The sequence below is a fragment of the Xanthomonas vasicola genome, assembly GCF_000772705.2.
GTDB lineage: Bacteria > Pseudomonadota > Gammaproteobacteria > Xanthomonadales > Xanthomonadaceae > Xanthomonas > Xanthomonas vasicola.
On the sequence record NZ_JSBW02000025.1, the window covers coordinates 1 to 21722 of the forward strand.

Genomic DNA, 21722 nt, shown 5'->3' on the forward strand with positions numbered 1-21722 from the left:
ACGTGAATACAACGAGGAACGACCCAAGAAGGCAATTGGCGGCATGACGCCATCTGCGTATGCCCAACAGCTGGCCAACACCGATATCATCAACCCCGGACTCTAAACCCGGCCGCTACTCAGAGCGGGGAGACATCGAGCCACTCTTAGCCGCGCATTCACCCAAGCCGCGACGATGGCGGCGGCGACCTGATCGGCCTGCTTTGCCGGCATGCGCTTCTCGCGCACCAGCCAGGCGGCGGTGTCGGCGCGCACCTTGGGCAATAGCGCGCGTACGGCCTTGCGCTCGGCTGCCGGCCAATCGCTGTCTTCGCCACTCCAGGCAGAAATTGCCTGATCCGGATCATTGCCGTAGCGCTTACGCAGATCCGGCTGCAGATACAGTAAGGGCGCTACCGCTGCGCGCAGCGCAATGATTCGCCACTCGGCGTAGCTGGCGTAGCGGATGGTACCGGCATCCTTGCTCAAGGCTTCGATCAATCCGGCGAAACCGGCCTCCAGTTGCTTCCAACTGGACAAAGCGAACAGCCCTCCTGGCGGCTTGCAGATCGGCGCGAAGCTGTCGCGTGTCGAACCATACAAAGGTCCGAACGCATCGTAGGCAGGCTCGCCCACTGCGGCGAAGATGAAGCAATGCACGTATGGGCGCTGCGTACTGTCGTCGCGTTCGATCCACATGCGCAGCAGCGTCAGCACGCGCTCTTGCTGTTGCATGGCGGGTGCCCCCTCCACATCGTCGAGCAAGGACGCGGCAAATTTATCGGTCTTCCGCAACGCACTGCGTGCGCTGTCGAAACGCGCCTTCGCCAATGCCGCGTCGACGCCTGCGGCAGGCACGAATTGGTGCAGATATGCCAGCCATGCCGATGCCAGCGGCGCATCGTAGCCCTGCAACTGGCGCGCTGCGTCGGCAGGCGCTGTCGGAATGCTGGCGATGATGCGATCCAGCGTTTGTTGCTGGGTGGTGAGCGCCTTGCCTAGTACATCGACCCTGGCCTTCAGGCTGCGCTGCAGGCAGTCATCCAGCTTGGCGTCCTGCGCGCAGGCATTGCGCTGGCGCAACCACGTGCGCTGCTGATCGCGCACCGCGGCAATCGAGGCGCGCGGTGTAGCTTCCAGCACGCCGCGGTACGCCTCATCCAGCTGATCGTCGAGATTGCCGAGCGCAGGCACCGCACACAGCCGCTTTTCCACCGGCGTACTCACCTGTTTGCAGTCGAACGACGCCGACCATGCTGCGCTGGCGCTCAGCAGCAAGGCGCTGCCAACGATGCACTGCGCAACGCGCCAACGATCTGTCATTGCACTGTCTGCTTACGTTCCGGCAATAGCGACAGCAGCAGCAAGGTCACCGCCAGCGCAACGTAGGCACCGACGAACTGCCAGCTGATCACGCGCGCCAGGCCTTGCAGCGACCACGGCAGATAGATGCCGCCACGCGGGTCCACCGAATGGATCAAACCGAACAGGGTCAGCCCCGCAGCCACCAGCAAGAACACTGCACCGCGCCGCAGCCGGCCATCGATCATCGCCGCCACCGTGGCGATCCACAGCATTGCGGTAATGATGAAGCCATTGCCCAGCGCGAAGATCACTGCCAGCTCCGGCAGCCCGTGGCCATCGACCTTGGTGGTCAGCGCCACCAATTGATCCGGCGCGATCCAGCCTGGCGCCTTGATGGTCAACAGGTACGCCACCGGAGGCAGAAAGCCCAGCACCATCGCACCGGCATGATGCTTGGGCGTGGCCTGGAATGCCTGCGTGGTGATGTCGATGGAGACATACACGATGATCGGCGCCAGCACGGCCAACGGTAGCCATTGCACCAGCCCGCTGATCACCCCGAGCATGCCGCCGATACCGATGAACAGCCCGGTCAGCAGCGTGTAGCCCGAGCGCGCACCCATGTGTTTGTACGCAGGCTGGCCGATGTAAGGCGTGGTCTGCGCCACACCACCGCAGACGCCCGCCACCAGCGTGGCCAAGGCTTCCACCAGCAGGATGTCGCGGGTGCGGTAATCGTCGCCCGCGGCGCGCGCGCTCTCACTGACGTTGATGCCACCCACCACCATCAATAAGCCGAACGGCAGCAGCAACGGCAAGTACGCCACCGTGGCCGGCAAGCCTTCAATAAAGCCCAGGTTGGGCAACGGCAGCACGATCTGCGGCGGATTCCACGCCGGCACGGCAAAACCGGGCGCACCCAATCCGGCCAGGCCGAGCCCGTAATACAGCGCGGTGCCGATCAAAAACGCCACCAACACGCCGGGCAACTTGGTCGGCAAGCGGCCCTTGGCCAGCAGCACATACAGCAGCAGGCCCAGGGTAACGAAACCGGCGACAGGCGAGCGCAGCGTTTCCAGCAGCGGCAACAGGCCCATCAGCACCAATGCGATGCCGGCGATGGAACCGAGCAAGGCTGCACGCGGCAGCGCGCGCGTCACCGCTTCGCCCACGAACGACAGCATCAGCTTGAGCAGGCCCATCACCACCAACGCGGCCATGCCGAGTTTCCAGGTGGCGATCGCGGCGGCCTGCGGGTCCAGCCCCTGCGCTTTGAAGCCGGCAAATGCCGGGCCGAGCACCAGCAGCGCCATGCCGATGCTGGTGGGCGCATCCAGGCCCAGCGGCATGGCGGTGACATCGTCGCGCCCGGTGCGTGCGACCAGCCGCCGCGCCATCAAGGTGTATAGCAGATTGCCCACCAGCACCCCGAATGCGGTGCCGGGAAACATGCGCTGGAACACGAGGTCGGCCGGGAACTGGAAGATGCCGACCAGGGCCATCGCAATGAAACCAAGGATGGACAGATTGTCGACCACCAGGCCGAAGAAACCATTGAGATCGCCAGCGACGAACCAGCGCGGCGCAGCCGCAGGACGCGAAGAAGGAGACGACATGAGAACCAGCAGGCGTGGGGGGCGGCTGATGGTAGCTGTTGCACCGCAGCGGCGACAGCGGCGCGACCGGTCATACAGCGACGCAACTCCTAGACGCCGGAACTGCATTGCCCCAGCAAGAATGGCGGCGTCCACTGTCAACGTACTCTCGGTGCGATGGCAGAGCAAAAGTGACGCACGTTCTTCGGCATACGAAAGCAACGCTCCATCAGCGTAGCAACGCGCCTAAGCGCAGTAAGCGCAATCCCGACCTCTGTACTCTGGCGACATTGAGGTGTTTTCCGCTCTTGTCCATCCTGTATCAGGAGTTAACGTGTTAAGTGTACGCCTGCTTGTCGCCTGCGCTGCCACCGCAGCTGCGCTGCCTGCCCATGCCGTGGAGTTCACCCTCATCTCTCCGGACACGCCAGCTCGCGACTGGAGCATAGACAGTACACAGCTGAACATGCGCGACGGTCCGCCCTTCAAGGTGCGGATGCACAGGCTCAGCGGCGGCCGACAGGAGGGCAGCGTACTCGTCGAAATCGATACCGGCGCCATGCAACTGACCGTTGTGCCAACTCGCGGTATGAACGTGCTGCGCGCCCAGGCAGGCAGCGTCCGGCTGGGTTGGGATTCTCCGGTGAGCGAGGTCGTCAATCCTGCCTTCGTCAACTTGGAAAGCCGCGGCGGACTGGGCTGGCTGGAAGGATTCAACGAGTTCGTGGCGCGCTGCGGGTTCGAGTGGGTCGGCCACCCTGGCAAAGACCGTGGCGAACTACTCACCCTGCATGGGCGAGCGTCCTATCTGCCCGCCCGCACCGTGGTGCTCAGCATTGATGATCGCTCGCCGCACCGGATCACCCTCACGGGCATGCTGAGCGAGGCCGCCTTCAAGAAGGTCGACTTCCGGATCGACACGGCGCTGACCACCGAACCCGGCGCCACCGCATTCACCCTGCACGATCGCCTGACCAATCAGGGGGACCACCCCATGGAATACCAGGCGCTCTACCACAGCAACGTCGGTTCAACGCTGCTCGAACAAGGTGCACGCGTGACGCTACCGGTACGCGAGGTCTCGCCATTCAATGCGCGAGCGCAGCAGGAATTGCAGGATTGGCAGACCTTTCGTGGCCCGACTTCCGGATATGGCGAGACGGTCTACAACATCTACCCCATCGGCGATGGCAAGGGGCAGAGCCTAGCAGTGCTGCATGACGCAGGCGCTCGGCACGGCATAGAGTTGGACTTCAACCTCACCCAAATGCCTGTGTTCTCGCTCTGGAAGAACACCGATAGCCGCACCACGGGCTACGTCGCGGGCTTGGAACCAGGCACTAGTTTTTCCTACAACCGCAGCCTGCAGCGCGGCCTTGGCCTGGTCCCCACCATCGAAGCGGGCGGCACGCGCGACTTCGTCCTCCAGTATCGTCTGCTTGCCACACCCGCCGCCGTGCAGACGGCGCTGAAGAAGGTTCAGACACTGCAAGCGCGCCAGTTGCCCAAGGTCCGGCAGACTCCGCTGGCGGATGAGCCCTGACCCGGCACGTAGCGGGTCGCTCCAAGTGTCAATGGATCCGCGTAGTACGCGACAAGCACGGCGCGGTGGTCGCCTGCAACTGTGCCGAGTCGCGCTCAGAACGACACCTCCACCGCCTGCCGCGACCACAGCACCGACTGGTGCCCGGTGGCCTGCTTCCAGGCCAACCGGATCGCCTCGATGTCGTTGCGCCGTTGCGGGGTGTCTTCGTGCAGGATCACCAGCACCTTGGTGCCCAGGCGGTTCGGTTCCTTGGCGCCGCGGAACAACCATTGGCCGTAGGCGTTGAACACAGTCAGACCATCCGGAAAGCGCGGGGTCACTTCCTTGTCCAGAAACGCGCGCCACTGGGTCTCGTCGATGGTGCGGGTCTGCGGGCGGTCGGCCGGGCCGGTTTCTTCGCCCACGCCGAAATACAGCTCGCTGCGCACCCAACCACGCGCCGCCGCCGGCCGCGCGGCGTCGCCCTGCAAGCTGGCGGTGGTCGTGCTCGGCGTACCGCCGGGGGTGGTGGCGCAGGCGGACAGCGCCAACATGGCGGCAAGCAGGCAAGAGGGCAGCAACTTCATCGATTTCTCCACGACAGGTCTGGGGGCAGGAATCAGGACTCGAGGGCAGGCTCATGCAAGGCGAATATCAGCTCATGCAGGCGCACACGCACTGTGCCATCTCGCACCGGCCTGAACAACAGGATAATCTCTCTGCCATCCGGATGAATGTGGAAAAAATCCGTCCCCTTGCGCCCAGCCCGGCCGGATGCCGACCGCGTGGCGCGTTTCGTTCGCACTTGCAGAGAGAGAACAGTATGACCCGCCCCACCCTTTCGATGATTGGCCTGGCCGTCGCCGCCGCGCTCAGCGCCAACGCGCAAGCCCAACAGGCCGATACCGGCTCCAACACCCTGGACACCGTGATCGTCACCGGCACCCGTGCCAGCGGCCGCACCGTGCTGGAATCGACCGTGCCGGTGGACGTGCTCACCGCCGAAGACATCCGCAAGGCCGGTGTCGTCAACGGCGAGCTTGGCAGCGCGCTGCAGGCGCTGCTGCCGTCGTTCAACTTCCCGCGGCAGTCAAACTCCGGCGGCGCCGACCATATCCGCGCCGCGCAGCTACGCGGGCTCTCGCCCGATCAAGTGCTGGTGCTGGTCAACGGCAAGCGCCGGCATACCTCGGCGCTGGTCAATACCGACAGCAAGATCGGCAAGGGCACCACGCCGGTGGATTTCAATTCCATCCCGATCAACGCAATCAAGCGCATCGAAGTGCTGCGCGACGGTGCCGGCGCGCAATACGGCTCGGATGCGATTGCCGGCGTCATCAACGTGATCCTGGACGACAACCCCGAGAGTGGCGAACTGGAAGCCAGCTTCGGCGCTTACAACACCGACGTCGAGCCGATCAATCGCCGCGTCACCGATGGCCAGACCAGCTACGCCAGCGCCAAGGTCGGCACGCTGCTGGGCGATGACGGCGGCTTCTTCAAGGTCGGCCTGGAACTGAAGAATCGCGAGGCCACCAACCGCGCCGGCTTCGACCAGATTCCGCCATTCGAAGAACAGACCCCGGCCAATCTGGCGCTCAAGGGCCAGCGCAATTACGTGCTTGGCGATGGCGCCACCAAGGGCCTGAATGCCTGGCTCAACACCAAGATTCCCTTCAGCCCCAGCGGCGAGTTCTATGCGTTCGGCACCTACAACCAGCGCGATACCGAAGGCGCCAATTATTTCCGTTACCCGGACAGCAGCGCCAACTGGCGCGAGATCTACCCCAACGGCTACCGCCCGATTTCCGAAGGCGAAAATCGCGACCTGCAGATCGTGGCCGGCGCGCGCGGGCAATGGGGCGATTGGGACTACGACGCCAGCCTCAACTATGGCCGCAACGACTTCACCTACAGGCTGCGCAACTCGCTCAATGCATCGCTGGGCCCAGGCAGCACCACGCGCTTCAAGACCGGCGATTTCGCCTTCGCGCAAACTGTGGGCAATTTCGATCTGACCCGCGTGTTCGACGCTGCCGGTGCCACCCACACCTTCGGCACCGGTGCCGAATTGCGCCGCGAGCAATACCGCACCCACGCCGGCGACCCGGCCAGCTACGCGGCCGGCCCGTTTACCGATCGCCCCACCGGCTCGCAGGCCGGCGGCGGGCTCACCCCGCAGGACGAAGCAGACCTGTCGCGAAACGTGGCCAGTGCCTATGCCAACGTATCAAGCCAGTTCGGCGATAAGTTCTCCACCGATCTGGCCGGCCGCTACGAGCATTACCAGGATTTCGGCAGCCAGTGGACCGGCAAGCTGGCCGCACGGTATGCGTTCGACCCGGCCTTTGCGCTGCGCGGCGCCATCTCCAACAACGTGCGTGCGCCTTCGCTCAGCCAGATCGGTTACGAAGCCACCTCCACCGGTTACGATGCCGCCGGCCGCCTGACCCAGGGCCGCTTACTGTCGGTCAACAACCCCATCGCGCGTGGACTGGGCGCCACCGATCTGAAGCCGGAAACGTCGGTCAATTACAGCCTGGGCTTCACCAGCAAGCTGGGCGATCACTTCGACGTGTCGCTGGACTTTTTCCAGATCGATATCGACGACCGTATTGCGCTGTCCGAAGACATCACCGGCGATGCGCTGACCAACTTCGTGCAGCAGAACTACGGCGTCACCGGCGTGCAGAGCGCCAGCTATTTCCTCAACGCCGCCGACACCCGCACCCGCGGCGCCGAGCTGGTCGCCAATTGGCGCCAGTACGCCTTCGGCGGCGACCTGCTGCTGACCGGCACCTACAGTTATGCCAAGACCGAACTGAAAAACATCATCGCCACCCCGGCGCAGTTGCTCGCATTGGACCCGGACTACGTGCTGTTCGGCGTGGAAGAAAGCAACACGCTCACCGACGCCGCACCGCGCACGCGCGCCGCGCTCGCCGCCAACTGGAGCAACGAGCACTGGAACCTGCAGACACGCGTCAACCGCTATGGCAGCGCTACCCGCGTGTTCGATTTCGGTGGCGGCTTCGTGCCGCGCCAGACCTACGGCGCCGAGTGGCAACTGGACCTGGAAGCCGAATACCACCTGGGCACGCAATGGGCGCTGGCCATCGGCGGGCAGAACATCCTGGACAACTACTCGGACCGCTCCATCGACGACATCGCCTACTTCGGCAACCTGCCCTACGACGTGCTTTCGCCGATCGGTAGTAATGGCGCGTATTGGTATGGGCGTGTGCGGTATAGCTTCTGATCGCACGCCGACGCGGCGACACCTGTAGCGCCGAACGCGTCAGCAGCGATGCAGGGCGAAGCGACTGGCGAACGAGCGTAACCACGGTAAGGCGCGGTGGTGGCACGATGCCGGCACCACCGCGCTGTCGAAAGACCAGAGCACTTTCAGCCGATGTCCGGTTTTCGCCTATTGCGCGGAACGTTCGCAAAACGCACCCTCCCGCCTTAGGCAACGCGACATCCTTTTCGCCCTGAAGCTCATGGAGTGGCTATGCGCCCTGCCCACCTCAATCCCGCCTCGTCGCGCGTATTGCACACGGACGAGGCGACGCCCCACGCAGTGTCGCCAGCGTCCGAGGAATGCCGCACCACCTCGAAGCCACCCCTTGGCCGCGCACCATCCCGACCTGCCGCGATCAATCTGCCCGGGAGTTTCCAGCGCCACCGCCGCCCGCAACGCCCGGGACTGTCGCCGCTGTCGCTTAGGGAGCGCTATGGGGATGACACGCAAGGCCACGATGGCGATAGCAGCGTGTTGCCCAGGCCCACTGCCGCAGAGATGCTTCGCTGGATCCCGCAGATGGATCGGCACGGAAGCCATCTGCGCGAACTGTGCCAATTCGTCGAGCACCTTACGCTTGTGCCCTCCCACGACGGAACCACCTTGGATTTCGATCCGACCACGGCACCGCCTTCCTGCACGGCGGAGGCACTGCGCCTGTTCGATTTGAACAGCACAAATCCGGTCCCCTTGGACACACTGGGGATGCTGGTGGAGGGCTTCGGTTTCGGCAGACCGAACGAACGCTCGCAGGCCGCACCTGCAGCACCGTCGGAGAACTCGGACACGTTGCGCCTGCTCCGGGCGATCCGCGAGAAAGACCCGCTACTGGGGGAACGCTTGACAGCCCTTATGGAGACAGTAAAAGAGACACCGCCCCCCCCCATGACGGCCGCACCGGACAATACGGATATTGCGACCATGCTCCGGCTTATTCGCGAAAGAAATCCGCAATTGGGCGCCAAGCTGGCTGCGCTATGCGAGTCGGAGACGGCGAGCGCAACAACAACCCAGCCCACTGGCCGTCGGTCTTCCGGCGGCTGAGCTAACGCGCCCCCGGATGCCCCCTCTGGCGGGCCGCACTGCTCCAAGACGCAGCGATCTGCGAGCGCGCCGCCGCGTCATCCCGCACGCGCACTGGCCAGCTCCGGGTGGCTTTTCATTGGCGCGCGCATAGCGCAGATGTCGTTGCTTGGCATTGCCCCTACAGCCAAACGCTGCGCTAGCCGCTCCACCTGCCGCTAACGGCCGCTGCGTCACCATGTGCCCATGGCAGACGTCCCCCCCCCCCTTCCGTCGCCACCATTGCTGGACGATGCCTGCGCATTGTTTCTGGACGTGGATGGCACCCTCATCGACTTTGCCGACAGCCCCGAGGCAGTGCGGCTACTGCCCGAGGTGCGCGAGGCCATCGGCCTGCTGAGCGAGCGCCTCAACGGCGCCGTCGCACTGGTCAGCGGCCGGCCACTCGCCCAATTGGATGCCTTGTTCGCGCCGTTGCTGCTGCCGGCCGCCGGCCTGCACGGGCATGAACTGCGCAGCGCTGTCGCTGCACGCGCGGCCATGCCGCAAGACACCTCCGAGTGGCTGCATGGTCTGCATCAACGTGCTGCCGCGCTCACGCATCGACATCCCGGTGTGCTGATCGAAGACAAAGGCGTCAGCGTGGCGCTGCACTGGCGCGCGCGGCCGCAGGCCGGCCCCGACGTGCTCGCGTTCGCGCAGCAGGAAATCGCACAGCTTTCTGGTTATCGGCTACAGCCTGGCGATCACGTGGTCGAATTCGTTCCCGAGGGCAGCAACAAGGGCCTGGCGGTCGAACAACTGATGCAGCACGGCGTTTTTGCCGGCCGTACACCGGTGTTCGTCGGCGACGATCTCACCGACGAATTCGGTTTCGACGCCGCCAACCGGCTCGGCGGCTGGAGCGTGCTGGTGGGCAATCGCGCACAGACCAGCGCGCGCTTTCGCGTTGATGGCACCGCCGATGTCCACGCGTGGCTGCAGCACAACGCACGCCGCCGCTGAGCACAGCGCACCTTCTCTCACTTCAAAGGATCGTTTGTACTCCATGACCGAGCCAAACCTGGATCTGGGCGTCATCGGCAACTGTAGTTTTGGTGCATTGGTCGATCGGCAGGCACGTGTGGTGTGGAGTTGCCTGCCGGCATTTGACGGAGACCCGGCCTTTTGCACGCTGCTCTCGCCCAAGACCGAAGGCGGCGACTTCGCCGTGGAACTGGAAGATTTCGCCAGCAGCGAGCAGCACTATATGCCTAATACCGCTGTGTTGCGTACGGTGTTGCGCGATAGCAACGGCGGCGAAATCGAGGTCATCGACTTTGCGCCGCGCTGGCGCAACAACGGGCGTTTCTATCGGCCAGTGAGCATCATTCGCCAGATCCGTCCGCTGAGCGGCAACCCGCGCATCATCGTACGCGCCCGCCCGCTGGCAGACTGGGGTGGCCGCACGCCGGACACCACCTGGGGCAGCAATCACATTCGTTGGATGTTGCCGGAATTCACGCTGCGCCTGACCACCGATGTGCCGGTGCGTTTTGTGCGCGATGGGTTGCCGTTTGTGCTCAGTCACCCAGTCAGCCTGGTACTGGGCGTGGACGAATCACTGACCCGCTCGCTCACCGGCTACGTGCAGGAAGCACAGGAACGCACCGAAGAATATTGGCGTGAATGGGTGCGTTACCTGTGCATTCCGCTGGACTGGCAAGAAGCAGTGATCCGCAGTGCGATCACGCTGAAGTTGTGCCAGTACGAAGACAGCGGCGCGATCATCGCCGCGATGACCACCTCGATCCCGGAAGCGCCGAATACACCACGCAACTGGGATTACCGCTATTGCTGGCTGCGCGACGCGGCATTCGTGGTGCGTGCGCTCAACCGGCTTGGCGCGACCCGCACGATGGAGCAGTTCATCGGCTACATCTTCAACATCGCCACAGCCGACGGCACCATGCAGCCGCTGTACGGCATCGGCTTCGAATCGCAGCTGGAAGAGCACGAAGTCGACACCATGGAGGGCTACCGCGGCATGGGCCCGGTGCGACGCGGCAACCTTGCGTGGATCCAGCAACAGCACGATGTCTACGGCAGCGTGGTACTGGCGTCCACACAGCTGTTCTTCGACCTGCGTCTGAAGGATCAGGGCGATGCGGATACCTTCCGCCGTCTTGAGCCGCTGGGTGAGCGCGCCTATGCATTACACAACGTCCCCGATGCCGGCCTGTGGGAATTCCGCGGCCGCGCCGAAGTGCACACCTACACCGCCGCAATGTGCTGGGCGGCTTGCGATCGCTTGTCCAAGATCGCCGACAGGCTGGCCTTGCCAGAGCGCATCACCTACTGGCGCGAGCGTGCCGACAGCATCCGCGAGCGCGTGTTGAACGAGGCCTGGAGCGACGAACACGGCCATTTCACCGACACACTCGGTGGCCATCGGCTGGATGCGTCGCTGTTGCTGCTGGCCGACATTGGCATCGTGGCCAACGACGACAGCCGCTTCGTGCGCACGGTCGAAGCAGTCGGTCGCGTGCTCAAGCATGGCGATGCGCTGTACCGCTACATCGCACCGGATGACTTCGGTGAGCCGGAGACCAGCTTCACCATCTGTACCTTCTGGTACATCGATGCGCTGGCGGCGATCGGGCGCAAGGACGAGGCACGTGAATTGTTCGAGCGCATCCTATCGCGCCGCAATCACCTCGGCTTGCTATCGGAAGATCTATCGTTTGAAGACGGCGAAGCCTGGGGCAATTTCCCTCAGACCTATTCGCATGTTGGCTTGATCATCGCAGCGATGCGCTTGTCGCGGAGCTGGCAGGAGGCTTCATGAGTCGTTTGGTAGTGGTATCCAACCGCGTTGCAGTGCCCGGCGAAAATCGCGCTGGCGGCTTGGCGGTTGGCTTGTTGGCGGCGCTTAAAGAGCGCGGTGGCATGTGGTTCGGCTGGAGCGGCAAGACTGTGCGCGGCGACAGCGGCGGCATGCACGAACAGACCGAAGGTGACATCACCTTCGTCACTATGGACCTCAACAAGCGCGACATCGATTCGTACTACAACGGCTTTGCCAACCGCACATTGTGGCCGTTACTGCACTTCCGCCTTGACCTGGTCGATTACGATCGCGCCACCCGCGAAGGCTATATGCGCGTCAATCGGCTGTTTGCCGAAAAGCTTGCGCCGCTACTGAAAGACAGCGACACCTTGTGGATCCACGATTACCACATGATTCCGCTCGGCGCGATGCTGCGTGAGCTGGGTGTGGGCTGCAAGATGGGCTTCTTCCTGCACGTGCCGATGCCGTCGGCCGATCTGGTGCAGGCAATGCCCGATCACGCGCGTTTGTTCAGTACGTTCTATGCGTACGACCTGGTGGGCTTCCAGACCCAGCGCGATGCCGAGCGTTTCAAAGCGTATGTGCGCCTGTTTGGTGGTGGCCGCATTCTGGAAGGCGATCTGGTGGAAGGCCCGGGTGGGCGCCGCTTCACCGCATCGTCGTTCCCGATTGGCATCGATACCGATTTGATCGCCAATCAGGCCAAGGCATCGGTCGGCAAGCAGGCCGTGCGCGATTTGCGCGAAAGTTTGCGCGGCCGTCAGTTGGCCATCGGTGTGGACCGCCTGGATTATTCCAAAGGATTGCCGGAACGCTTCCAAGGCTTCGAGCGCTATCTGGAGCGCTATCCGGATCAATCCGGCAGCCTCACCTATCTGCAAATTGCGCCGGTCTCGCGCGGCGATGTCACCGAATACCGCCAATTGCGCAGCCAGCTCGAACAGATCGCCGGCCATATCAACGGCGGGCACGCGGAACCGGATTGGACACCGCTGCGCTACGTCAACCAAAACTTCAGCCACGCCACGCTGACCGGTTTTTATCGCGCAGCTTCTGTGTGTTTGGTTACTCCATTGCGCGATGGCATGAACCTGGTTGCCAAGGAATTCGTGGCCGCGCAAGACCCGGAAAATCCAGGGGTGCTGGTGTTGTCATTGTTTGCAGGTGCCGCCGACGAAATGAAGGAAGCGCTGCTGGTCAATCCGCACGATCTGGATGGCGTGGCCGATGCGATTGCCACGGCAGCAAGCATGCCGCTGGCAAGCCGCATCGAACGCTGGCACGCGATGATGGATCACCTGCGCAAGAACAACATCAACCACTGGCGCCAGCGCTATCTGCAAGCGCTCTCCGAGGTCTAGATAGCTCTCCTTCTTCCGCCGGGGCATTGTCCTCGGGGAACGTGGGCGGATGCGGGTGCGCCCACAAGTGGCCTATCACGCTGCGCGCTTTCTACCGCAGAGCGCGCCTCACGCTAACGCAGCAAGCGGTTGCCAACTCTGATCGAAACGACCGTGCCTGCGAAGGCATGAGCGCGTCGGAGGTCGGCAGCGTTCACTCGATACGGCAGTAGCTGAGCCACACAACCTGAGCCGTGCCCCCTGCCCTTTAATCGCCGGCGCGATCACCGGCAGCGAATGTCCAACCCGGGCCTAGCAACACCTGGCACCACAATGTTGCAATGCGTTCAACATCCGCATGTTTCCGGTGTGCCAGACGTGCAGGCTGGAACGCTGGTTCCTATTCCGTCACGGACAGAGGGCGCCCGGGGGGTCTAAAATATTTACATGATTAGCGCTGAGGACCCTGGGAGGGGCCGCGCGTTCATAGCGTTCGATGTTCGTATTTAGATCCGGGCCGCGTCTTTGCCACCTGCGATCTGTCTCCCTCCACGACTTGCCACCGCTCGCTGGTGTCTGAGTCCTTCCTGACATCTTAAAAATGACTGATCAATCCTCAAAACGTGGGCTAGGCACCTGGTTGCTGGTGGCCTATGCGGTGGTGATCGCCGTGCTTGGTGCGGTGCTGGCCTTCGAAGGCGGCCGCCTGGTGGCCGTCGGTGGCTCCTGGTATTACCTGATCGCGGGTATTGCCCTGTTCCTGGCGGGCGTGTTGCTCGCGCTGGGCAAGCGTGCCGGCCTGTGGCTGTTTGGCGCGACCTTGGCCGGCACCATTGCCTGGGCGCTGTGGGAAGTGGGCCTGGATGGCTGGGGCCTGGTGCCGCGTCTGGCGATGATCTCGGTGCTGGGCTTGCTGCTGCTGCCATTCTGGGGCGTAGCGCGTCGGCGCATGTCGCCGCTATCGGGCGCCGGCTATGCGCTAGTGACCGGTGTGCTGCCGATCCTGGGTGCTGCGCTGATCCTGTGGCCGCTGCTGATGCCGCGCAATGTCGAGCTGGCCGATGCCTCCAAGCTGCCGGCCGACAGCGCAATGGCCTTCAGCCGCGGCACCGTGCCCAGCCCCGACGGCAACGTCGCGGCTAATCACGACGCCAGCAACTGGACCTCCTATGCGGGCTCCAACCTCTCCAACCATTACACACCCGGTGCGCAGATCACCCCGGACAACGTGAAGAATCTCAAGGTGGCTTGGGAATTCCACACCGGCGATCTGAAGCCCAAGGATTCCAAGCTGGGCTATGCCTTCCAGAACACCCCGCTCAAGGTCGGCGACCTGCTCTACATCTGCACGCCCACCCAGAAGGTGATTGCGGTGGAAGCGGCCAACGGTAAAGAGCGCTGGCGCTTCGATCCGCAGACCAACCCCAAGGCGATGGCGGGCGTTGCTGCCACCACCTGCCGTGGCGTGTCCTACTACCAGGCGCCGGAAGGCACCGCCGAATGCGCGACCCGGATCTTCTGGCCGATGGTCGATGGCCGCCTCGGCGCGCTGGATGCGCAGACCGGCAAGCTCTGCACCAGCTTCGGCAACAACGGCTACGTCGATCTGAATGCCGGTACCGGCAACACCAAGCCGGGCTTCGTTGGCCCGACCTCGCCGCCGGTGGTGATGCGCGGTGTGGTGATCCAGCCGACCGGCCAGGTCCGCGATGGTCAGGAAGGCGATGCGCCGTCCGGCGTGGTGCGCGGCTTCGATGCGCTCACCGGCCAGCTGCGTTGGGCCTGGGACCTGGGCAACCCGGCGATCACTGCCGAGCCGCCGGCCGGCCAGACCTACACCCGCTCGACTCCGAACGTGTGGTCGCTGATGGCCGCTGACGATGAGCTCGGCTTGGTCTATCTGCCCACCGGCAACGCCTCCGGCGACTTCTTCGGCAAGGGCCGCACCCCACAGGACGAGGAATACACCGCCTCGCTGGTGGCCGTGGATGCTGCTACCGGCAAGGAACGCTGGCACTTCCGTACCGTCAACCACGACCTGTGGGATTACGACATTGGCCCGCAGCCGAACCTGGTCGACTGGCCGGTTGCTGGCGGCGGTACGCGTCCGGCAGTGATCCAGGCCACCAAGTCCGGTCAGGTGTTCGTGCTGGACCGTGCCACCGGCGAGCCGATCATGCCGGTCAAGCAGATCGCTGTGCCGCAGGGTACCGATCACGGCGACTGGACCGCTGCCACGCAGCCGATCTCGCCGGGCATGCCCAACACCGTAGGCGCGCCGAGCCGTGAGTACGAGACCATCATTGAATCCGATGCCTGGGGCATGACCCCGTTCGACCAGCTGGCCTGCCGCATCCAGTTCAAGCAGCTGCGTTACGAAGGCATGTTCACCCCGCCGACCTTGCAGGGCTCGCTGGCCTTTACCGGCAACCACGGCGGCATCAACTGGGGCGGCGTCTCGGTGGATCTGCAGCGCGGCATCATGGTGATGAACAGCAACCGCCTGCCCTACACCTTGCAGGTGTATACCCGCGAAAAAATGAATGAGCTGGGCGTGGTCTCGGTGTTCGACGGCAAGAGCAAGACGCCCGGCTATATGGCGCAGAAGGGCCTGGCCTATGGCGCGCGCAAGGAGCCGTGGATGTCGCCACTCAACACGCCGTGCGTGGCACCGCCGTGGGGCTACATCGCCGGCGTGGACCTGCGCACGCAGCAGGTGATCTGGCGCCGTCCGCTGGGTACCGGTTACGACCAGGGTCCGATGGGCATTCCGTCCAAGACCAAGTTCGAGATCGGCACGCCTAACAACAGCGGCTCGCTGGCCACCGCTGGCGGCGTGACCTTCATCGGCGCGACCCTGGACGACTTCATGCGCGGCTTCGACACCCGCACCGGCAAGCAGGTGTGGGAGACCCGCGTCCCCGCGGGCCCGCAGGCAGCACCGATGAGCTACACCATCAATGGCAAGCAATACATCGTGGCTGCCGTGGGTGGACATGACCGCATGGAAACCAAGTCGGGCGACAGCGTGATTGCCTGGGCCTTGCCTGACGATGCGCAGGCCGCGCCTGCCAAGTAATGGCGGCGCTTGAAGCGTCATCCGGCTAGGCGGTGTACCGGTGCGCAGAACCGCACGCAATCTGCACTGCGTCGGCCACTGCCCATCACACGCCTAGCGGCGGTCTGACGCTCAGCTAGCGCGCCGTCGGCCTTGGCTGACGGATGCAGTCGATAGAACCGGTCGTCGCGAGACGGCCGGTTTTTTTGTGGGCGGGTTTCATAGCGCGATTGAGCAGGCGATGCAAAGCCGATGACGCTGTGCAGGCGTCTGAGGCGCGGCCATGGCACTTTCGCTGCAGGCCTGAACATCAGCGCCTCCCTCTAGGAAACCATCCAGCCGGCGATCCCATGCGGCGGAGCGGGTGTCGGACGGCATCGCACACGTCGTTGATGACCCCGCCAGCCCCCCTCGCAGGCGCTGGTCCACGTCAGACGACACGTCGCCGAGGCGCCGGGCGTTCGTCCAGACGCGTCTATTTTTCACACGGAATTCACAACCAAATTGGCGTTCAAGCCCGCTTGATCACTTCCGGCGCGCTTACCAGTCAGTGAAATCCCTTCCACATCAATGACATCAAGGCTTTTCTGGACCCAGTTGTCATATCCCGACGAACGGCGCCTTCACACCTTCATTATTCGGACCCAGCCGCCGATACCACACTGCAGCCCACAGACTGCCGGATACCGCTCCCATATCAGATCACCCAGTCGGACAGCCTATGTTGCACTCACACGATGCCGCCCCCGTCGCCTATCCGCCTGTTGGTGGGCGCGTTGCGCGCACCACCTGGACTGCATGGCTGCCGGCCGCTGCACACATCGGGCTGCTGGCCTTGCTTGCCTGCTACGCCGCCACGCTGGTGCCCGGCGGCTTTTGAGCGGGCTTGGACGCCTGCTTCCCGTCCTGCTGGTGCTGGGCGCGGCAAGCGCCGGCTTGGGGGGGTGGGCGCGCCGGCGTCACGCTGCGCAGCTGCAGCAAGCCGTGAGCGCAGCGATGGCGATCGGCGAAGGGCGCTTCCAGCGTCTGGACCTGCGCAACGCCTCCGGCGAACTCGCACCATTGCTGCATGCCTTGCAGGATGCTCAGGACAAGCTCGCCATCCGCATCGATGTAATGGAGCAAGGCCTGCGCCATGGCCAGTTCGTGATCAAGGCGCTCGACGATCTGGACACCATGATCCGCATCGCCGACGACGATGGCCAGGTGTTGTTCGCCAACCGCAAACTGCTCGCCATGCTCAAGCTGATCGAGCCGGATGTGCAGAGCTTCCATCCCAGCTTCCACGCCGAAGGCTTCGTCGGCGGCAGCATCGGCGACATCTATCCGGACAGCCAGGCTGCGATCGATCGCATGCGTGCATTGAACGCCTCCAAGGCCGTGCGTGCGCCGTTCTTTGGCCGCCAGATCGACTTCGTCTACAGCCCGATCATCGCCGCCGACGGCACCAAGCTGGGCACCATCGCGCAGTGGGTGGACGTCACCGCGCAGGTCAACGCCGAGCAGACGCTGATCCAGATCATCGACGCCGCCTCCGCCGGCGACTTCAGCCATCGCATGCAGATCGACGGCATGGATGGCGTGCTGCTGACCCTGGCGCAAGGCATCAATCGCATCTACGACTCGGTGGAAATCCACCTGGACGCACTGGCCCGCGTGATCGCTGCGCTGGCCGAAGGCGACCTCACCCAACGCGTGGATGGCGATGCGCATGGCATCTTCGCGCGCTTGCGCGACGACACCAACCAGACCGTCGCCCGCCTGACCGAAATCATCGGCGGTATCCAGACCGCATCGGACACCATTCGCCAGGCCGCGGTGGAGATCGCCGCCGGCAACACGGATCTTTCCGAACGCACCGAGCAGCAGGCCGCCAAACTGGAAGAAACCGCAAGCTCGATGGAAGAACTCACCTCCACCGTGAAGCAAAACGCCGAGAGCGCACTGCAGGCCAATCGCCTGGTGGTGGGCACCGGCGAAGTGGCACAGAGCGGCGGCCAGGTGATGGACGACGTGGTCGCCACCATGAGTCAGATCAGCGCGGCCTCGCGCAAGATCGGCGAGATTATCGGCGTCATCGACGGCATCGCGTTCCAGACCAATATCCTGGCGCTCAACGCTGCGGTGGAAGCCGCACGTGCCGGCGAACAGGGCCGCGGTTTTGCCGTGGTGGCTTCGGAAGTGCGTGCGTTGGCGCGGCGCTCGGCCGATGCCGCCAAGGAAATCAAGACGCTGATCGCCGACTCCACCGACAAGGTGGAACTGGGTTCGGGCCTGGTGCACCGCGCCGGCGCGACCATGCGCGAGATCGTCGGCTCGGTCAAACACTTCACCGACATCATGAGCGAGATCACCTCGGCCAGTGCCGAGCAATCCAGCGGCATCGAGCAAGTCAACCGCACGGTTGTGCAGCTGGACGAAGTGACCCAACGCAACGCCGCGCTGGTGGAAGAAGCTACCGCCGCCGCGCGCAGCCTGGAAGAACAGGCCGTGGAACTGGCCGATGCGGTGTCGATCTTCCGCCTGCAGTCCGACACCCGCCCAAGTGCCTCCCACGCCGTACGCGCCAGCTTCCACAACGCGGCATAAGCTCGCCATGTATGGCGTTTCCTAGGAGCGCACCCGGGGCCTCCGGCAACGCCCGCCGCGCTCAGGCGCGCTGCGACGAACCGTTGCTCGGGAGCCGCCGGCGCGAGCAATCGCTGCGCATCACGCGAACACCCCGAACGCTGTGGCTGGCTGTCTCGAACGCGCCGCAGCCGCCGAACACCCGTGCCCGCATCAGCCGGGTATTGCATCCCTAGCATCTGCCGTAGGAGCGCACCCGGCGCGATCAGGCTTTCCCGGAAATGCCCGCGCCGACAGGCACGCGCCCGAGAACGGCCGAGCGATGCGCCGGATCGTCTCGTCCTGGCATCGCATCGTTCCTCAGTGCAGTTCACCCGCGCCGCCCACAGTGCGTCAGTCCAGAAACCGCGCATGCTGCTCGGGCGTCAGCAACATGCAGTGGTCGCTGCGACCGAACCAGCGGAAGCGATTGCGTGCGATCAGCCGGTAGCCGATATCGCGCACGCTGCGCGGCACGACACGCAGCACACTGGCCAGCCGCCAAAAACCACCCAATCCTGCAAGCACGCGCACAATCGCATCGCTGTCGGTCCAGGCACCGGTGGCGTCCACCAGCAGAATGACAACGGGTCGTCCGGGTCCAGACCGTGCTGCCGCAACAGCGCGCGCCCGGCCTGGCCCTGCATGGCCGCAAAGCGATAGCGCGCACGCCGATCGTGGCGCAGCAGAAACTTGACCCAGCCATTGCACAGCAGGCACACGCCATCGAAGACGATGGTGGCGGGCGCCGCAGGCAGCGCAACAAACGATTGATCAGCGCGGTTCAAGCCAGTCTCATAGCGAATGAACGGCCCTGCCAGCGGCAAGTGCACGTCGACCCTAAACCCGTAACGGCCACTATCGGCATGCTCGCGGCAACGCACCTGCCGCAACCAGCGCGCAGGCTACGGAATCCATCCGAACGCCCACACACGTGTGGCCTGCCAGTCCAGCGATTGCGCATCGGCCTGCAACGAAAATTCGAAACGCACCGCGCCCAGGTGTTCGCGCAGGCTGTTGCCATGGCGCCATAGCCGCGAATGCATCGGCAAACCGCCAAAACGCCGATGCCAGCGCTCGCCGTGCGCGTCGGCAAGAAATTTCACTTTCACCTCGACGTCGCCGCTGCGCGGCAACGGCTCTGCAGCGCCAGCAACGGCACCAACGTATGCGCAACACGCTGAATCTGCGCGCGCCCGGCGAAGGTCTGCCGCTGCTGCACCGAGTGCAATGCGCGCACCGGCGCGGGCAACTGCGCAAATGCGTCCTGCCCCAACACCTGGGCGAACAGCGGCGTGCTCAGGGTGCGATCCACGCCAGCGTAGCCATGCGTCCGCTGCGGCGGTCGCGCCGGTGCGAGAAAAAGCGCTGCGGATCGGAAATGGTGCACAACCCGCCGCCATACACCGCATCGGCCGGCACACCCGCCTGCTGCAGCCGCTGGCGAGCCAGCGCATACAGATCCACCCGCCAGTGCCCTGGACGCGTGGCGACAAACGCCTGTTGCGCCTGTGCATCGTGCGCAACGAAGGCATCGAAGACGTCTTGGCCAATTTCATACACCCGCGGCCCCGCCGCCGGACCCAGCCAGGCGACCAGCTGCTGCGGTGGCGTTCGCATCGCGGCCATGCTGCGCTCCAGCACGCCGTCGGCCAGCCCGCGCCAACCGGCATGCGCAGCAGCAACTTCGTTGCCATCCACGGCAGCGAACACGACCGGCAGACAATCGGCGGTGAGGATCGCCAGCACCACGCCAGGCACCGACGTCACCGCAGCATCGGCCACCGGTTCTTGCGCGCCTGGTAGCTCATTCGCGCCGTCCGTTGATCCAGGCGCAGCGGGCGGTGCGTCTACCCGCACCACGCCCACGCCATGCACCTGTCGCAGCCAGTGCGGCGTGCTCGGCAACGCCAAGGCCTCGGCCAGTAGCGCCCGATTGCGCTCCACCTGCGCGGGCACATCGCCTTCGGCGCTATTGCGATTGCCCAGGTTGAGCGTGTCGAACGGCGCCAGCGAGCCGCCCAGACCATGACGCAGCGTGGTCAGCGCGCGGATGCGCGGCGGCGCTGGCCAGTCCGCCGGCAGGATGAAGGGCGCGGCCACGGCCACCTCAGCGGCGTGCCATCTCGGCGGCGCGTGCGCTGTCTTCGCGCAGCGCGGTCATCAAGCGCTGCAGATCGGCCGGCACCGGCGCGCTGGCACGGACCGGCTCGCCGCTGACCGGATGCAGGAATTCCAGGGTTTCGGCATGCAGCGCCTGGCGCTTGAAGGTGCGCAGTTCGTGCACCAGTTCGTCGGTGGCGCCCTTGGGCAGCTTGAGCGCCCCGCCGTACAGCGGGTCGCCGACGATCGGCGATTTCAGGTGGGCCATGTGCACACGGATCTGATGGGTACGCCCTGTTTCCAGACGGCATTCCAGTGCGGTATGTGCGCGGAAGCGCTCGCGCAGGCGGTAATGCGTGACCGCATCGCGGCCGTCGTCGCGCACCGCCATCTTCAGGCGGTCGCGCGGGTGGCGGTCGATTGGTGCATTGGCGGTGCCGCCGGAGACCAGTGCGCCGACCACCACCGCCAGATACTGGCGATGCACATCGCGCGCGGACAGTTGCTCCACCAGCGCGGTCTGCGCCTGTACGGTGCGCGCCACTACCATCACGCCGCTGGTGTCCTTGTCCAGGCGATGCACTACGCCAGCGCGCGGCACCGAGGCCAGCGCCGGGTCGCGGAACAGCAGCGCGTTGACCAAGGTGCCGTGGGGATTACCGGCGCCCGGATGCACCACCAGACCGGCCGGCTTGTCGATCACCAGCACCTGCTCGTCTTCGTACAGCACGCTCAGCGGGATGTCCTGCGGCGCGGCGTGGGTCTGGGTTTCCAGCACCACCTGCACCTGCACGCTCTCGCCGCCGCGCAAGGTGTCGCGCGGGCGTGCCATGGCGCCGTCCAGCAGCGCGTCGCCGGACTTGATCCATTCCGACAGCCGCGAGCGTGAGAATTCGGGGAACAACTCGGCCAGCACCGCGTCGAAACGGCGTCCGGCGGCGTTGTCGGGCACGATCGCCTGGCGGATGGACGGTTCGAAGGGTTCGGCAGAGGGGTCGGACATGGACACGGGCACTCAGGAAAAATCGGGAATTTGGGGGTCCGGGCGGCAAGAGT

13 protein-coding genes and 2 pseudogenes are annotated in these 21722 nt (G+C 64.6%); 8 read left to right on the forward strand and 7 right to left on the reverse strand.

What is annotated here, in order from left to right; all coding sequences use genetic code 11:
• Positions 1 to 102 precede the first annotated feature (102 nt).
• Both NX05_RS05020 and NX05_RS05025 read right to left on the reverse strand, forming a co-directional pair.
• On the reverse strand, positions 103 to 1302 hold the full coding sequence (locus NX05_RS05020) for a lysozyme inhibitor LprI family protein (RefSeq protein WP_039432972.1): 1200 nt from the start codon (positions 1300 to 1302) through the stop codon (positions 103 to 105).
• A complete protein-coding gene (locus tag NX05_RS05025) occupies positions 1299 to 2900 on the reverse strand; it encodes a SulP family inorganic anion transporter (RefSeq protein WP_039432970.1) in 1602 nt (533 codons plus the stop codon). Before NX05_RS05025 ends, NX05_RS05020 begins: the two co-directional genes overlap by 4 nt.
• A 445-nt stretch (positions 2901 to 3345) precedes the next feature.
• On the opposite strand from NX05_RS05025, the gene NX05_RS05030 reads away from it, so the two are divergent.
• Positions 3346 to 4422 (forward strand): aldose 1-epimerase family protein, encoded by a 1077-nt coding sequence (locus NX05_RS05030; RefSeq protein WP_039432967.1) that lies wholly within the window; start codon positions 3346 to 3348, stop codon positions 4420 to 4422.
• Positions 4423 to 4517: 95 nt separating this feature from the next.
• On the opposite strand, the gene NX05_RS05035 is transcribed toward NX05_RS05030, so the two are convergent.
• Entirely contained in the window at positions 4518 to 4991 is a 474-nt protein-coding gene (locus NX05_RS05035) for a DUF3574 domain-containing protein (protein WP_039432964.1), read from the reverse strand.
• A gap of 236 nt (positions 4992 to 5227) precedes the next feature.
• Here NX05_RS05035 and NX05_RS05040 point away from each other — a divergent pair, with 236 nt between their 5' ends.
• The 7 genes from NX05_RS05040 (at position 5228) to NX05_RS05070 (ending at position 18545) form a co-directional block, all read left to right on the forward strand.
• Positions 5228 to 7663, forward strand: a complete 2436-nt coding sequence (locus NX05_RS05040; RefSeq protein ID WP_039432961.1) for a TonB-dependent receptor plug domain-containing protein — start codon at positions 5228 to 5230, stop codon at positions 7661 to 7663.
• Positions 7664 to 8203: 540 nt separating this feature from the next.
• Positions 8204 to 8749 (forward strand): type III secretion system effector XopY, encoded by a 546-nt coding sequence (gene xopY / locus NX05_RS05045; RefSeq protein WP_039432958.1) that lies wholly within the window; start codon positions 8204 to 8206, stop codon positions 8747 to 8749.
• Between the two features lie 225 nt (positions 8750 to 8974).
• A complete protein-coding gene (gene otsB, locus NX05_RS05050; protein WP_039432954.1) occupies positions 8975 to 9733 on the forward strand; it encodes a trehalose-phosphatase in 759 nt (252 codons plus the stop codon).
• 43 nt (positions 9734 to 9776) lie between these two features.
• A complete protein-coding gene (locus NX05_RS05055; RefSeq protein ID WP_039432951.1) occupies positions 9777 to 11555 on the forward strand; it encodes a glycoside hydrolase family 15 protein in 1779 nt (592 codons plus the stop codon).
• Complete coding sequence (otsA, locus tag NX05_RS05060) at positions 11552 to 12919, forward strand: alpha,alpha-trehalose-phosphate synthase (UDP-forming) (RefSeq protein WP_010363332.1); 1368 nt, start codon at positions 11552 to 11554, stop codon at positions 12917 to 12919. Before NX05_RS05055 ends, otsA begins: the two co-directional genes overlap by 4 nt.
• Before the next feature lie 619 nt (positions 12920 to 13538).
• On the forward strand, positions 13539 to 15977 hold the full coding sequence (locus tag NX05_RS05065; protein WP_172645783.1) for a glucose/quinate/shikimate family membrane-bound PQQ-dependent dehydrogenase: 2439 nt from the start codon (positions 13539 to 13541) through the stop codon (positions 15975 to 15977).
• A gap of 675 nt (positions 15978 to 16652) precedes the next feature.
• The gene (locus tag NX05_RS05070) at positions 16653 to 18545 is read left to right on the forward strand and encodes a methyl-accepting chemotaxis protein (protein WP_455722194.1); all 1893 of its coding nucleotides are present in this window, start codon (positions 16653 to 16655) and stop codon (positions 18543 to 18545) included.
• A gap of 372 nt (positions 18546 to 18917) precedes the next feature.
• Here NX05_RS05070 and NX05_RS05075 read toward each other — a convergent pair.
• From NX05_RS05075 to rluD, 4 genes and pseudogenes are all read right to left on the reverse strand, one after another.
• Positions 18918 to 19351: pseudogene (locus NX05_RS05075) on the reverse strand (thiol-disulfide oxidoreductase DCC family protein).
• Positions 19338 to 19842: pseudogene (locus NX05_RS05080) on the reverse strand (DUF4166 domain-containing protein). Before NX05_RS05080 ends, NX05_RS05075 begins: the two co-directional pseudogenes overlap by 14 nt.
• 20 nt (positions 19843 to 19862) lie before the next feature.
• On the reverse strand, positions 19863 to 20672 hold the full coding sequence (gene pgeF, locus NX05_RS05085) for a peptidoglycan editing factor PgeF (RefSeq protein WP_039432944.1): 810 nt from the start codon (positions 20670 to 20672) through the stop codon (positions 19863 to 19865).
• A 1-nt stretch (position 20673) separates the two neighbouring features.
• Positions 20674 to 21669, reverse strand: a complete 996-nt coding sequence (gene rluD, locus NX05_RS05090; protein ID WP_039432940.1) for a 23S rRNA pseudouridine(1911/1915/1917) synthase RluD — start codon at positions 21667 to 21669, stop codon at positions 20674 to 20676.
• Positions 21670 to 21722: the final 53 nt, after the last annotated feature.